This window comes from Blastococcus sp. SYSU DS0510, from assembly GCF_054050835.1.
This window is the reverse complement of record NZ_JBJHAC010000023.1, coordinates 22,673-36,512: the sequence shown is the minus strand read 5'-3', so window position 1 is coordinate 36,512 and position 13,840 is coordinate 22,673. Positions and strand designations below refer to the sequence as shown.

The window sequence follows — 13,840 nt, the reverse complement described above, 5'->3', positions numbered from 1 at the left end:
ATGACGGCGATCCTCGGGGCCCGCCTGGCCGGCGCCACCGCCCTGCACCTGGACGACGACCTCGATGCCCGCGGCCGGCTGGTCGTGGTCGGCAACGGCATGGCCGGCGCCCGCTTCGTGGAGGAGGTCCTCGAGCGCGGCGGCGGCGACCAGTTCCGCATCACCGTCTTCGGCGACGAGCCGCACGGCAACTACAACCGGATCATGCTGAGCCCGGTGCTCGCCGGGGAGTCGCACGAGGACGAGATCGTGCTCAACTCCCACGACTGGTACGCCGACTCCGGGATCGACCTGCGCGCCGGCGTCCGGGTCGAGCGGATCGACACCGCGGCCAAGCAGGTGCACGCCGCCGACGGCAGCGTCACCGCCTACGACCACCTGGTGCTCGCCACGGGCAGCTACTCCTTCATCCCCCCGATGACCGGCGTGCGCCGCGAGGACGGCGAGCTGCTCCCGGGCGTGTACGGCTTCCGCACCATCGACGAGACCCGCGCGCTGCTCGCCGCGACCGGGCGCTGCCGCCGCGCGGTCGTCATGGGCGGCGGGCTGCTCGGGCTGGAGGCGGCGCGCGCCCTGCAGGGGCACGGTCTCCAGGTGGAGCTGGTGCACGCGATGCCGTGGCTCATGAACGCCCAGCTCGACGCCGAGGCCGGCGGCATCCTCAAGCGCAGCGTCGAGCAGCTCGGCATCACCGTCCACCTGGACGTCCTGGCCACCGAGGTGCTGGGCGAGGAGCACGTCGAGGGGGTGCTGCTGAAGGATGGCCGGCGGCTGGACTGCGACCTGCTCGTGGTCGCCGCCGGGGTGCGCCCGCACACCGACGTCGCCGTCCGCTCGGGGCTGGAGGTGCAGCGGGCGGTCGTCGTCGACGACCAGCTGCGCACCGACGACCCCGACGTCTACGCCATCGGGGAGTGCGCCCAGCACCGCGGCGAGGTCTACGGGCTCGTCGCGCCGGCGTGGGAGCACGCGAAGGTCCTGGCCGACGTCCTCACCGGGACCGACCCCGCCGCCGAGTACCACGGCAGCCGGACGGCGACGAAGCTGAAGGTCGCCGGCGTGGACGTCGCCGTGATGGGGGTGAGCAGCCCCGAGCGGGACGACGACGAGTTCCTGGTCATCTCCGAGCCCCGGCGGGGGGTGCACCTGTCGGTGGTGATCCGCGACGGCGCGCTCGTCGGGGCGACCCTGCTCGGCGACACCCGCAAGGTCGCCTACCTCACCCAGGCCTTCGACCGGGGCTCCCCGCTGCCCGAGGAGCGCATCCGCCTGCTGGTCGACCTCTCCGACGGTGCGGCGGAGGTCGGCGTCGCCGAGATGCCGGCGGACTCCCAGGTCTGCAACTGCAACGGGGTGTCGAAGGGCGACATCTGCGGGGCGGTCTCCGGGGGCTGCGGGAGCGTCGGCGAGGTCATGGACCGCACCCGCGCCGGCAAGGGGTGCGGCTCCTGCAAGGCGCTGGTCACGCAGATCGTCGAGTGGGCCGCCGGCGGCGATCTCGCCGAGGACCCCGCTGCGTCCTACTACGTGCCCGGCATCCCGATGCCCAAGCCGGAGCTGATGCGGGCCATCCGCGAGCGCGACCTGCGCAGCGTGTCCGCGGTCTTCGCCGCCCTCGCTCCCGACGGCAAGGACGACGCGAAGTCGAAGATGGGCCTCACGTCGCTGCTGAAGATGATCTGGGGCCACGACGTCGTGCCGGAGAAGGACGGCGAGTTCATCAACGACCGCGTCCACGCCAACATCCAGCGCGACGGCACCTTCTCCGTCGTCCCCCAGATGAAGGGCGGGGTGACGACGCCGGCCCAGCTGCGGCGGATCGCCGACGTCGCCGAGACGTACGAGGTGCCGATGGTCAAGGTGACCGGGGGCCAGCGGATCGACCTGCTCGGTGTCCGCAAGGAGGACCTGCCGGCCATGTGGTCCGACCTCGGCATGCCCTCGGGCTACGCCTACGGGAAGAGCTTCCGGACCGTGAAGACCTGCGTCGGCTCGGAGTTCTGCCGGTTCGGCCTGGACGACTCCACCCAGCTCGGCATCGACCTCGAGACCCGGTTCCAGGGCATCGAGAGCCCGGCGAAGATGAAGCTCGCCGTCGTCGGCTGCCCGCGCAACTGCGCCGAGGCCTACGTGAAGGACGTCGGCGTCGTCGCGGTCGGCAACGGGAGGTGGGAGGTCTACGTCGGCGGCGCCGCCGGGGCGACGGTCCGCAAGGGCGACCTGCTGGCCACCGTCGACGGTCGCGACGCCGTGCTCACCCTGGCCGGCCGGTTCATGCAGTACTACCGGGAGAACGCCAACTGGCTGGAGCGCACCTACGACTTCGTGCCCCGGGTCGGGCTGGCGAAGCTCCAGCACGTGCTGCTGGAGGACGGCGAGGGCATCTGCGCCGACCTCGACGCGGGGATCCAGCGATCGATCGACGCCTACCGCGACCCGTGGGGCCAGGACGCGGTCGAGCCGGCCACCCCCGGCCAGTTCCGGCCCGCCCTGCCGCTGGTCGCGCTGCCGGAGGTGCCGGTGACGCGCGCGCCGCAGGCGTCCGGTTCGGCACCGGGGGTGGGTCGATGAGCCTCATCGACGAGCGGGCCGCGACGGCGCACGTGGTGGGCAGCGTGGCGGAGGTCCCGCCGGGGGAGGGGCGGACGTTCGTGGTCGGCGGCGAGCAGGTGGCGGTGTTCCGGCTGCGCGACGGCTCGCTGCACGCCACCCAGGCGGCCTGCCCGCACGCGGGGGGCCCGCTCGCCGACGGGCAGACCGACGTCGACGTGCTGGTGTGCCCGCTGCACCAGTACGCCTACCGGTGGGCCGACGGCGCCTCGACCTCCGGCACGGCGCCGATCCGCGTGTTCCCCGTGCACGAGGAGGAGGGCGCGCTCGTGGTGACGCTCTGAGTGGTGAGCACCGACGTCGGCAGCCCGCGCCGCACCGCGCGCTCCCGCGCCGTGGAGCACGTCCGGCCGACCGGTCATCACGAGCACCGGCTGCCGGATCATGGCCGGGTACCGCGTGCCGTCGGCGTCCTCGTACGGGCGCCCGATCAGCTCGGGGACGGCGGCGGGCTGCTACGACCAGGCGCACCTGACCCGGCACTTCCGCCGGATGCTGGCGCCGACGCCGGCCGCCTACGCCCGCTCGGCCCGAGCAGCGCTCGCCCCCGTTCCGCGGAGCGGCGCCTCAGGCCGGGCGGGCGCGCACGTGCATGCGCTCGCCCTGCGGGCCGAAGAGGACCAGCCCCTCGGCCGGTTCCGGGAACGGGTTGGAGAAGGTGTGCGGCACCCGGGTGTCGAACTCGACCACCTCGCCCGGGCCGAGCACGAAGTCGCGGGGTCCGAGGAGCAGGCGGATGCGCCCCGAGAGCACGTAGAGCCACTCGTAGCCCTCGTGGGTCTTCTGGTCGGTGTCGCTCACCCGCCACCGGGCCGGGAGCAGCATCTTGTAGGCCTGCAGGCCACCGGACTGGCGGGTCAGCGGCACCATCGTCATGCCGTCGTCCCGCGTGATCGGGTGCCCGTGCACCCGCGGGTCCGCCGGCGGGGCGACATCCACCAGGTCGTCGAGGGCGACGCCGTAGGTGCGCGCGAGCGGCAGGAGGAGCTCGAGCGTCGGCCGGCGGCCACCGGACTCCAGCCGCGACAGCGTGCTCACCGAGATACCGGTGGCGCCGGCGACCTCGGCCAGCGTGCGCCCGCTCTCCCCGCGCAGCGCCCGCAGCCGTGTGCCGACGTTCTGCAGGACGTCGTCATCGGTCATGGCCGCCACTTTGCCATTCCGGCAAGCGTGTTTGCCAGCGAGCCGGTCGCCGGCCGACAGTGGGCCCCATGGACGACAGCTACGACGTGGTGGTCATCGGTGGCGGGGCGGCGGGGCTGGGCGGAGCGCTCACCCTGGCCCGCGCCCGGCGCAGCGTGCTGGTGGTGGATGCGGGCGAGCCGCGCAACGCCCCCGCCGGGCACGTGCACAACTACCTCGGCCGGGAGGGAACGCCCCCCGCCGAGCTGTACGCGATCGGCCGCGCCGAGGTCGAGGGCTACGGCGGGTCCGTGGTCCCCGGCCGGGTCGTGTCGGTGCGGCGCGAGGACGACGGGTTCCGGGTCGCCCTCGAGGACGGCGGCTCCGTGGGCGCCCGCCGGCTGCTGCTGGCCACCGGCCTCACCGACGACCTGCCCGAGCTCCCGGGGGTCGCGGAGCGCTGGGGCGGGACGGTGCTGCACTGCCCGTACTGCCACGGCTGGGAGGTCCGCGACCGGGCCGTCGGCATCGTGAGCACCGGCCCGATGGGCGCCTACGCGGCGCTGCTGTGGCGGCAGTGGACCGAGGACGTCGTCCTCTTCGTGCACTCCGGCGCCGAGCCGGGCGACGAGGAGCACGAGCAGCTGGCGGCCCGCGGGGTGCGCGTCGTGCGCGGCGCGGTGGCCGGGCTGGAGGGCGGCGCGGACGTCCGGCTCGCCACCGGTGAGCTGGTCGCCCGGGACGCCGTCGTCGTCGCACCGCGGTTCGTCGCCAACGCCGAACTGCTCGCCGACCTCGGTGCGGTGCCGGTGCCGATGGAGATGCACGGTGCGGTGATGGGCACCCACCTGCCCGCCGACCCGACCGGGCGCACCGACGTGCCCGGCGTGTGGGTGGCCGGGAACGCGGGCGACCTGAGCGCGCAGGTCATCGTCGCCGCCGCCCAGGGGCTCCGGGCCGGGGCGATGATCAACGCCGACCTGATCCAGGAGGACACCCGGGCAGCGGTGGCCCGGCGTCGGGCGGTGGCGGCGTGAGGGCCACCGACCGCGAGACCTACGACGAGCTGTACCGGTCGGCCCCGGCCGTCTGGAGCGGCCGGCCCAACCGGCAGCTCGTCGTCGAGGCGGCCGGGCTCCCGGCCGGAACCGCGCTCGACGCCGGCAGCGGCGAGGGCGGGGACGCCCTGTGGCTCGCCGAGCGGGGCTGGCGGGTCACGGCGGTGGACTTCTCTCCGGTGGCCCTGCAGCGCGGCGCCGCGGCGGCGCGGGCGCGGGGGCTGGCGGACCGGGTGGAGTGGCTGCCCGCCGACCTCGACGCGTGGCAGCCGCCGGCCGGCGCCTTCGACCTCGTGACGGCGCACTACCTGCACGCGACCTGGACCGACCGCGTCGGCGTGTTCCGGCGGTTGGCGGCCGCGGTGGCCCCGGGCGGCACCCTGCTCGTGGTCGGCCACCTGCTCGGCGACGACCGGAGCCACGGGCAGCACCACGCGCACGACCCCGGCGTGCTCTACACCGCCGAGGACGTCGCGGCGGCGCTCGAGCCGGGGGAGTGGTCCGACGTCGTCACCGAGAGCCGCGAGCGGGACCACGGGGCGGCGCAACGGACCGGCAACCCGGTGCCCGACACGGTGCTCGTCGCGCGGCGGCGACGCTGACCGCACCGGCCCGGCCGCCTGCACGACCTCCCGTGCGAGGGCGTCGCTCTCTGCCCACGCGGGCGGGGCAGAGGGCGACATGGCCCGAGCAGCAGTCCTTCCCCTGGCCGGGCGGCGCTCAGCTGCGCGGGAGCCCCAGCTCGGCGAGGGCGGCGGTCACCGCGCCCTCCCGCAGGACCTCGAGCACGAGCAGCCGGTGCACGAGCACCCCGCGGCGCGTGAGCCGCAGGTCGGCCATCCGCAGGCGGGGCAGCGCCGCCCCGCCGGGCCGGGGCTGGGCCGGCGGCGGGTCGAGCAGCCCGGCGCGCTGGAGCTCCGCGACGTCCTCCCGGGCGCCCCACGCCGTCCACGCCCGCGGGTCGTCGTCCAGCGGCGTCATGGGCAGCGGCACGCGGTCCCGCCGGCCGACGGCGGCCAGCAGCGCGAGCTGCCGCCAGCCGAGCGTGCCGGCCAGCCGCAGCGCCCGGCCGACGAGCTCGGCGTCGATGTCGGGGGAGACGGCGACCTCGGCCAGCAGGTAGCCCAGATGGCGGACCCGGCGCTCGTCGGTGGACGCGCGGGCGGCGAGCACCACCGCCTCGGTCACCTCCTCGGCCACCGGCCGGTTGCCGGGGCGGCCGGCGAAGAAGGCGTCGGTCCGCACCGCCCGGCCGGCGCGGTGCACCGTCACCGCGTGCTCGACGGCGAAGGCCAGGGCGGCCCCGGCCCGCACCCGCTCGCGCGCCACCGGGATGGCGGCGGCGTCCTCCGCGGCGGCGCGCAGCACCGCGGCGAACGCGTCGTCGACCTGCACGCGCGCGGCGGCGGGCTCGAACACCACCGTCGCCGCGGCGGAGCACATCGAGCCCGCGACCGGGGCGCCGGCCTCGACGAGCGTGCGCCCGGTGCTGGTCTCCTCGGCTGCGGTCACCCGGCGATCTTCGTCGCTCCGGCGGTGCGGCTCCACCCCGGGGCGGGCCGGGCTCACCCGCTCGGGCCACGCGCGGGACGCCGGGCCCGGCTCCGGGAGGGCCGGGCCCGGCGGCGCATCAGACGCCGGCGCGCTGCATCAGCGTGCCGCGCCGGAGGTAGACGAACCAGGTCACCGCCACGCAGACGACGTAGAAGGCGCAGAAGGCCAGCAGCGCCGTCTCCACCCCGCCGGTGGCCTCGTAGGACTCCGAGACCACGCGGGGGATGAACACCGCACCCAGGGCGCCGACCGCCGAGATGATGCCGACGGCCGCCGCGGTGTCCCGCCGGGCGCGGTACAGCACGGCCTCCGGTGTCTCCCCCGGGTGATCGGCGGCGGCCTCGGCGCGGTAGATGATCGGGATCATCCGGTAGGTGGAGCCGTTGGTCATGCCCACCACGGCGAACAGCACCAGGAAGCTGGCGAGGAAGCCGCCGAAGCTCCCGGCGCGCAGGAACCCGATCGCCGCGCCGATCGCCAGGGCCTGTCCGACGAAGGTGACGACGGTGACCTTCGCGCCGCCCACCCGGTCGGCCAGCCATCCGCCGAAGGGCCGCGAGAGCGAGCCGACCAGCGGGCCGAGGAAGGCGTAGCGGTAGGTGTCGGCGGCGAACTCGTTGGCGAGCACCAGGGGGAAGGCGCCGGAGAAGCCGATGAAGGAGCCGAACGCGCCGATGTAGAGGAAGGACATCACCCAGGTCTGCCTGCGGCGGGCGATCGCGGCCTGCCCGGCGATGTCGGCGCGGGCACCCGCGAGGTTGTCCATGCCGTACCAGGCGCCCGCGACCGCCAGCACGACGAACGGCACCCAGATGAGGGCCACGTTCTGCACGTAGCGGGAGTCACCGGCCTCCGTCGTCCCCGTGCCGCCGCCGACGACGGCGAGCGCGCCGGCGGTCACCGCCAGCGGCCCGACCAGCTGGATGATCGCGACGCCGATGTTCCCGCCGGCGGCGTTGAGCCCGAGCGCGAAGCCCTTCTCCTTGTCCGGGTAGAAGAACGAGATGTTGGCCATCGAGGAGGCGAAGTTGCCGCCGCCGAAGCCGCAGGTGATCGCGGTCAGCACCCAGAACCAGTAGGGCTGCCCGGTGGTGGCCGCCACGGTCAGCAGGGTGACCGGGACCAGCAGCAGCGCCGCGCTGACCACCGTCCAGTTCCGGCCGCCCACCAGCGCCGGCATGAACGTGTAGGGCACCCGCATGATCGCGCCCACCAGGCCCGCGGTGGCCACCAGCCAGAAGAGCTGGTCGCTGGTGAAGCCGTAGCCGATCGAGGCGAGCACCGCGGTGGCGACGCTGAACATCTGCCACACGCTGAAACCGATGTTCTCGGCCAGCACCGACCACACCAGGTTGCGCCGGGCCACCGGGCGGCCCTGCGGCGAGCCCCAGAAGCGCGGGTCCTCGGGGTCGTAGTCGTCGATCCAGCGGGACCCCCGCCGGGTCGCGGCGGGCGGGGCGGGGGCCGGCGCGGCCACCTCGCCGGCGGGGCGGGCGGTGGGGGTGGTGGTCATGGGCGCATCCCTCGGCTCCGGGGCCGCGGGGTGGGCGGCTCCTGTGGCGCCCGACGCTAGGAACCGGCCGTTTCCGACCCGCCGCGCGCGTGTGACCTCTCGGGAACGACCCGCTCACCCGGGCGGCGGCGCAGTGGTGAGGGTGCCGGCGGTGATGACGTCCGGCGCCGCCCGGCTCGCGGCGGCCGACTCGGGGTGCAGCCGGGGCCCGCCGCTGACGTCCTGTCGGTGCCCGGTGCCACCATCCCGGCATGGCGATCCAGGTCCGGCCGGCGACGAGCTTCCCCGACGTGGCCACCGTGCTCGGCCCCAGGCGTCCCGACGCGAACGTGTGCTGGTGCCTCAGCTACCGGCTGACGACGTCGAAGGAGAACCGGGAGCTGGTCGGCCCGGCGCGGGGTGAGCGGGTGCGCGAGCTGGTGCAGGAGGACCCACCCCCGGGGGTGCTGGCCTACGACGGCGAGGAGGTCGTGGGCTGGGCCGCGGTGCACCCGCGGGCCGGCACGAGCTTCGCCCGCAACCGGAGGATCCCCCACGTCGACGACCTCGACGTCTGGTCGCTGTGGTGCGTCCGCGTCCGGCCCGGGCACCGGGGGAGCGGCCTGGCCCACCACCTGGTCGCGGGGGCGGTGGAGTTCGCCCGCGAGCACGGCGCCCCGGCGGTGGAGGCCTACCCGGTCGACAACCAGGGGCGGAAGGTCGACCTGACGATGGCCTACGTCGGCACCCGGTCGCTGTTCGAGCGCGCCGGCTTCGTCACGGTGGCCGAGACCGACTCCGTCCTCAACGGCTTCCCGCGGGTGGTGGTGCGGCGCGACCTCCGGCCGGAGCGCTAGACCGCGAGCCGGTAGCCGCGCTTGACCACCGTCTCCACCAGCGGGGCGCCGAGCGCCGCGCGCAACCGGGTCACCGCCATCTCGACGGCGTGCCCGTCGCCGCCGCCGGGCAGCGCGGCCACCAGGTCGGTGCGGGGGAGGACGTGGCCCGGTCGCCCGGCCAGCTCCCGCAGCACCGCCAGCGGCCCGGGTGGCAGCTCGACCACCTGCCCGTCGACGACGGCGGCGTGGCCACGCACCTGGAGCGTGTGCGGCCCGACCTGCAGCACCGGGTCGCGCTCGGGCAGCCGCGCGACGACCTCGCGGGCCAGGGCGCCCAGCCGCGCGCGGAGCGGCTGGAAGGAGCTGATCCCGGCGGCGTCCAGCGGGCCGGCCGTCACCGGGCCGACGGCGACCGCCAGCACCCGGTCGCCGAAGGCGGCCGCGACCGCCTCCCGCTGCCCGGCCTCCTCGGCCACCTGCAGCAGGCTCGCCGCGGCCGGGGCGCTGGTGAAGGTGACCGCGTCCACCGCACCGGCGACGATGCCGGTCACCAGGCGGCGCACCGGGGTGACGTCCTCGGGCGGCACCCAGCGGTAGACCGGCACGGTCAGCACCTCGGCGCCGCTCTCCCGCAGCCCCGCGACGAGCTCGGGCAGCGGGTCGCCGTGGAGCTGGACGGCGATCCGCCGGCCGGCCAGCGGCCCCTCCGCCCCCGACAGCAGGTGCTCGAGCACCTCGGCGGAGGACTCCGACTCCGGCGACCAGGCGTCGACCAGCCCTCCGCCGCGGATGGCGCCGCGGGCCTTGGGGCCCCGGGCCAGCACCCGCGAGCCGGAGAGGTGCGCGACCAGGGGCAGGTCCCACGCGTCGGCGGCCTCCAGCCAGCCGCGGAAGCCCACCCCCGTCGTGGCGACGACCAGGTCCACGGGGGCCTCGAGCACCCGGCGCGTCGCCGCGACCAGCTCGGCGTCGTCGGCCAGCGGGACGATGCGGATCGCCGGGGCGTAGACGACCCGGGCGCCGCGCCGGTCCAGCAGCGCTCCGAGCTCCTCCTTGCGGCGGGCCGCGGTCACCGCGACGGTGTACCCGGCCAGCGGGAGGTCCGGCCCCGCCGGCTGCTCGTCCTGCTCAGTCACGTGTCTCCCTCGCGCCGGTGCCCGTCCATGGTGCGGCCTCGGGGTTACAGGGATGTGTCCGGCCGTCCCAGGGCGCTCGCGGCGAGGTCCCTCACGGCTGCTTCCACCGGGCCAGCAGCACGGTGGCGTCGTCCTGCAGGAGGCCGGCCTGGTGCTCCAGGACGGCGGCGGTGAGCCGGCGGACGGTCTCCGCGGGGGGCTGGCCGGCGCCGATGGCCCGGGTGAGGAACTCGCCGAGGCGTCGCTCCCCGAACCACGTCCCGCCGGAGTCGCGGGCCTCGGTGATGCCGTCGGTGTGGAGCGCCAGCCAGTCGCCGGGCTGCAGCATCTCCTCACCCACCGTCAGGCTCGCCGTCTCCAGCCCGAAGGGCACCCGCCGGCCGCCCTCGAGCTCCTTGACCACCCGGCCGCCGCGGAGCAGCAGCGGTGCCGGGTGCCCGGCATTGATGTACCGGAGCCGGCCGGACTCCAGGTCCACCTCGCCGATGACCCCGGTGACGAACTCGCTCCGTGGGAAGCAGCGGGAGACGACGTCGTCGATCGCGCCGGCCTGGTCGAACACGCCCCGGCCGTCCCGCCGGGCGCTGCGGTACCCGGCCAGCGCGGCCGCCGCCATGAGCCCGGCGTGCATGCCGTGGCCCATCGCGTCGAAGATGCCGAGGGACACCGTGCGCTCGGACAGGGCGTAGTCGAACGCGTCGCCGCCGACGTCGTAGCTGGGTTCCAGCCGGCCGGCGAGCACGAAGGACTCCGTGGCGGCGGTGAGCGGGGGTAGCTGCTGCCAGACGAGCTCCGCCGCGGGCGACATGGACCGGGTCCGCCGCGGGCGCTCCAGCTCGTCCCCGTAGGCCTCGGTGGAGGCGAGGACGTGCCCGAGCAGCGAGGCCAGCCACCGGCACTGGTCGCGCAGCGCCGGGTCGTACAGGGCCGCCTCGTCCTCGACGCCGACCTCCAGCACCCCGAGCCGGTCGGCGCCGTCGAGCACGGGCACCCACAGGCGCGGCCGGCCCTCCCGGTCGGAGGAGACCACCTGCACGGCGCGGAACGCCCGGCCGGCCATCGTGCTGTCCACCCCGAGCCGGTCCCGCTCGCCGGCGACCGGGGGTCCGAGGCGCACGAGGCACCGCTGCTCGTGGTCGATGCGGTGGACGGCGACGTCGACGCCGAGCATCCGGCCGGCGGCCGCGACGAGGGCCGGGAGCCGCTCCGGCGGCACGGCCCCCGCCACCTCCAGGAGGGTGACGACGGCGGCGAGCGGGCCGGCGCTCGGCCGCCCGGTGCGGATGGTGCGGGTGTAGGGCACCCGGTGGCGCGTCACCAGCTCCTCGAGCCGCTCGTTCACGGCGTGCGCCAGGAGGTCGTGCTGGTCGCCCGGGACGGAGGCGAGGCCGTTGAGGTAGGCGTCGACCTCCACGAGGTCCGCGGTGCCGCCCAGCGCGAAGTACCGCACCCACAGCTGCTCGAGTTGCAGGCCGGCGTGTGCGTAGCCGGCCGCCAGGGCCGGCTGCCGCGCGTCCGGCGTCACAGCCGGCGGTGGCGGGCAGCGGAGTCGACCACCGCGCGCGCCGCGTCGGCCAGGACGACGCCCCGGTCCCGGCTCCGCGCGACGAGCATGCGCAGGGCGGCGTCCTCGTCCACGGCGTGCCGGCCCATGAGCACGCCCTTGGCCATGCTGACGACGTCGCGGTCGCGCACCGCCTGACGCATGCCCTCGCTGAGGCGGCGGGCCCGGTCGTGGGACTGGACGTTCGCGACGAGGAACGCGGCCTGGGCGGAGAAGAGGGTGAGCAGGTGCTCGCTGCGCCGGTCGAAGACGCCGGGACGGTCGGCGTAGACCTTGATGGCTCCCAGGCCGGTGTTCCCGGCGACGAGCGGAGCGCTCAGGGCGGCCCGCAGGCCGAGGGCGTCCGCGGCGGCGGCCCACCGAGGCCAGCGGGGTTCCTGCCGCACGTCGTCGACGCGGACCACCTCGCGCATCGCCGCCGCGGCCAGGCAGGGGCCTTCGTCGAGCTCGTACTGCCGGGCGTCGGCCTCCCGCACCCGGTCGTCGGTCGACCCGGACGAGACCCGGTGACCGGCCTCGACCACCGAGACGCCGGCCCCGCAGGAAGCCGGCACGGTCTCGTGGGCCAGCGAGCTGAGCAGGCTCAGCGACGTCTCGACCGTCTCCTCCGAGAGCAGGAGACCCGACATCCGTGCGAAGACCCCGGCGAGTTCATCGGTGAGGGGGAGGGCCGGACCAGCGATTCGCTTGCCGTTCACGAGGCGCCTTCCACGTGGAGCGTGCGCGGCCGCCTGCTCGACCTGGTGTCCTCCCTCCGCTCGGTACGCAGCGCGGCCGCCTCGCAAACGTCGCGGGTCGCGAGCGGCCGCGCCGCCTCAGGACTGCAGCACGAACCCGTCGGGCGGGCCGTCCGCCGCGCCGTCCACGCGGAGGTCGGCCCGCCGGCGGGTGTCCTCCGCGGCGAACGCGGCCGCCTCGGTGCCCAGCCACCGGCGCCACTCGCCGGCCAGGCCCTCGCCGTCGCGGGCCAGCCCGCGGGCCAGCCGCAGCGGCGGCGGGGCCTCGATCCAGATGCGTGTCGTCGTCCACCGGTCCAGTCGCCGCGCGGCGCTGCCGCAGCCCTCCACCAGCAGGACCGGCCCCGGCGGGACGGGCACGAGGTCGGGGGAGAACCCGCCGGCCGCCCAGTCGTAGCGGTGGTAGGCGCCGGGGCGGCCCTCGGCCAGGGGGCGGAGCACCCCCGCCGCCAGCCGGGAGACCGCGCCGGTGAGCGTCCAGCCCGCGTAGAGGTCGTCCATGTGCACGACCGGCGTCCCAGGACCCAGCGCAGCGGCGAGCCGGGCCGCGAACGTGGTCTTCCCGGAGCCGGCCGGGCCGTCGACGACCACGAGCCGGGTGCCACCCAGCCGCGGGGGGAGGGAGAGCGTCCGGGCGGCCAGGGCGGCGAACGTCGGCCGGATCAGCGGAGGGCCAGGGTCCACCGGGGCACCTCGCCGCCGTCCCCGGCGACCAGACCGCGGCTGGCGAGCAGCCGCAGGTGGGCGTCGGTCTCGGTCACCGCGAAGATCCGCATCCGCCGCGCGTACTGCTCCCACGGCCGCGACCACGTCAGGTGGGCCGCGAGGTCCCACGGCGTCGACCCGGGGTGCGCGCGGATCGCGCCGAGCAGCTCCGTCAGCCGCCGCTCGTGGTGGGCGGTGAGCGCGTCGGCGCGGTCGGCCAGGCCGCGGAAGCGCCACTCGTGACCGGGCAGCACCTCGTCGGCGCGGACGCTGCGCACGGCGGCGAGCGAGTCGAGGTAGTCCCGCAGCGGGTCGGGCGAGCCGCCCGTGGTGCTGGAGACGTTCGGGCTGATGCGCGGGAGGACGTGGTCGCCGGAGAAGAGCAGCCCGGTCCGCTCCTCGGCGAAGCACAGGTGCCCCGGCGTGTGCCCCGGCGTGTGGACGGCGCGCAGCGACCACCCCGGGAAGGCGGCCCGGTCGCCGTCCTCGAGGTGCCGGTCGGGCACGGCCATGCGCTGGAAGCCGGAGAGGTTCTCCGCTCCACCGACGTCGCCGAGCGCCTCCTCGCGCGGCGCGCCCAGCCGGACGAGGAACGCCACCTCGGCGTCGACGGCGGCCTGCGCCTCGGTGGCGGTCAGCCGGCGGACGGCGTCGGCGTCCGCCGGGTGCATCGCCACCCACGCGCCGCTGGCCTGCCGGACGCGGGCGGCCAGCCCGAGGTGGTCGAAGTGCAGGTGGGTGACGAGCACGCCCCGGACGTCGGCGACCGAGCCGCCGAGGGACGCCAGCCCCTCGGCGAGCGCCGTCCAGCCCGCCTCGCTCTCCCACCCGGTGTCGAGCAGGCCGAGCCCGCCGCCGTCCAGGGCGAAGGCGTAGACGTTGACCCAGCGCAGCGGGTTGTGCGGGATCGGGACCGGCAGCGACCACAGGTCCTCGCGCAGCTGCTCGACCGGGGGCAGGGCGCGCTGGTCCCAGGCGGTGCGCTGAGCGGCGCCGGTGATCTCCACGACGCCGCACTCTGCC

Annotated in this window: 13 protein-coding genes and 1 pseudogene; 5 read left to right on the top strand and 9 right to left on the bottom strand. The window is 76.0% G+C overall.

The features are described from left to right. On the top strand, nt 1-2,571 hold the full coding sequence (gene nirB, locus ACI79P_RS17365) for a nitrite reductase large subunit NirB (protein ID WP_456582306.1): 2,571 nt from the start codon (nt 1-3) through the stop codon (nt 2,569-2,571). Then, complete coding sequence (locus tag ACI79P_RS17360; protein WP_456582305.1) at nt 2,568-2,894, top strand: Rieske (2Fe-2S) protein; 327 nt, start codon at nt 2,568-2,570, stop codon at nt 2,892-2,894. The genes nirB and ACI79P_RS17360 overlap by 4 nt, the downstream gene beginning before the upstream one ends. Nucleotides 2,895-2,930: 36 nt before the next feature. Here ACI79P_RS17360 and ACI79P_RS17355 read toward each other — a convergent pair. Together ACI79P_RS17355 and ACI79P_RS17350 are read right to left on the bottom strand one after the other, a co-directional pair. Next, nucleotides 2,931-3,047, bottom strand: a pseudogene (locus ACI79P_RS17355) (DUF2000 family protein); the annotation flags it as partial. 130 nt (nt 3,048-3,177) lie between these two features. After that, nucleotides 3,178-3,753, bottom strand: coding sequence for a helix-turn-helix domain-containing protein (locus ACI79P_RS17350; protein ID WP_456582304.1), 576 nt, complete (start codon nt 3,751-3,753; stop codon nt 3,178-3,180). Between the two features lie 68 nt (nt 3,754-3,821). On the opposite strand from ACI79P_RS17350, the gene ACI79P_RS17345 reads away from it, so the two are divergent. Both ACI79P_RS17345 and ACI79P_RS17340 read left to right on the top strand, forming a co-directional pair. Then, the gene (locus ACI79P_RS17345) at nt 3,822-4,769 is read left to right on the top strand and encodes an NAD(P)/FAD-dependent oxidoreductase (protein ID WP_456582303.1); all 948 of its coding nucleotides are present in this window, start codon (nt 3,822-3,824) and stop codon (nt 4,767-4,769) included. After that, nucleotides 4,766-5,392, top strand: coding sequence for a class I SAM-dependent methyltransferase (locus tag ACI79P_RS17340; RefSeq protein ID WP_456582302.1), 627 nt, complete (start codon nt 4,766-4,768; stop codon nt 5,390-5,392). Before ACI79P_RS17345 ends, ACI79P_RS17340 begins: the two co-directional genes overlap by 4 nt. 118 nt (nt 5,393-5,510) lie before the next feature. Here ACI79P_RS17340 and ACI79P_RS17335 read toward each other — a convergent pair whose 3' ends face one another. Together ACI79P_RS17335 and ACI79P_RS17330 are read right to left on the bottom strand one after the other, a co-directional pair. Then, nucleotides 5,511-6,302, bottom strand: a complete 792-nt coding sequence (locus tag ACI79P_RS17335) for a hypothetical protein (protein WP_456582301.1) — start codon at nt 6,300-6,302, stop codon at nt 5,511-5,513. A 118-nt stretch (nt 6,303-6,420) separates the two neighbouring features. Next, a complete protein-coding gene (locus tag ACI79P_RS17330; protein WP_456582300.1) occupies nt 6,421-7,857 on the bottom strand; it encodes an MFS transporter in 1,437 nt (478 codons plus the stop codon). Nucleotides 7,858-8,108: 251 nt separating this feature from the next. On the opposite strand from ACI79P_RS17330, the gene ACI79P_RS17325 reads away from it, so the two are divergent. Continuing rightward, nucleotides 8,109-8,693, top strand: coding sequence for a GNAT family N-acetyltransferase (locus ACI79P_RS17325; protein ID WP_456582299.1), 585 nt, complete (start codon nt 8,109-8,111; stop codon nt 8,691-8,693). Here ACI79P_RS17325 and ACI79P_RS17320 read toward each other — a convergent pair. From ACI79P_RS17320 to ACI79P_RS17300, 5 genes are all read right to left on the bottom strand, one after another. After that, the gene (locus tag ACI79P_RS17320) at nt 8,690-9,811 is read right to left on the bottom strand and encodes a uroporphyrinogen-III synthase (protein WP_456582298.1); all 1,122 of its coding nucleotides are present in this window, start codon (nt 9,809-9,811) and stop codon (nt 8,690-8,692) included. The genes ACI79P_RS17325 and ACI79P_RS17320 overlap by 4 nt on opposite strands. 91 nt (nt 9,812-9,902) lie before the next feature. Next, nucleotides 9,903-11,336: a PP2C family protein-serine/threonine phosphatase gene (locus ACI79P_RS17315; RefSeq protein WP_456582297.1), complete on the bottom strand. Its 1,434-nt coding sequence runs from the start codon at nt 11,334-11,336 to the stop codon at nt 9,903-9,905. Then, nucleotides 11,333-12,073, bottom strand: coding sequence for a GAF domain-containing protein (locus ACI79P_RS17310; RefSeq protein ID WP_456582296.1), 741 nt, complete (start codon nt 12,071-12,073; stop codon nt 11,333-11,335). Before ACI79P_RS17310 ends, ACI79P_RS17315 begins: the two co-directional genes overlap by 4 nt. A 117-nt stretch (nt 12,074-12,190) precedes the next feature. Then, the gene (locus ACI79P_RS17305; protein ID WP_456582295.1) at nt 12,191-12,796 is read right to left on the bottom strand and encodes a uridine kinase family protein; all 606 of its coding nucleotides are present in this window, start codon (nt 12,794-12,796) and stop codon (nt 12,191-12,193) included. Further along, on the bottom strand, nt 12,775-13,824 hold the full coding sequence (locus ACI79P_RS17300; RefSeq protein WP_456582294.1) for an MBL fold metallo-hydrolase: 1,050 nt from the start codon (nt 13,822-13,824) through the stop codon (nt 12,775-12,777). The genes ACI79P_RS17305 and ACI79P_RS17300 overlap by 22 nt, the downstream gene beginning before the upstream one ends. Nucleotides 13,825-13,840 lie beyond the last annotated feature (16 nt).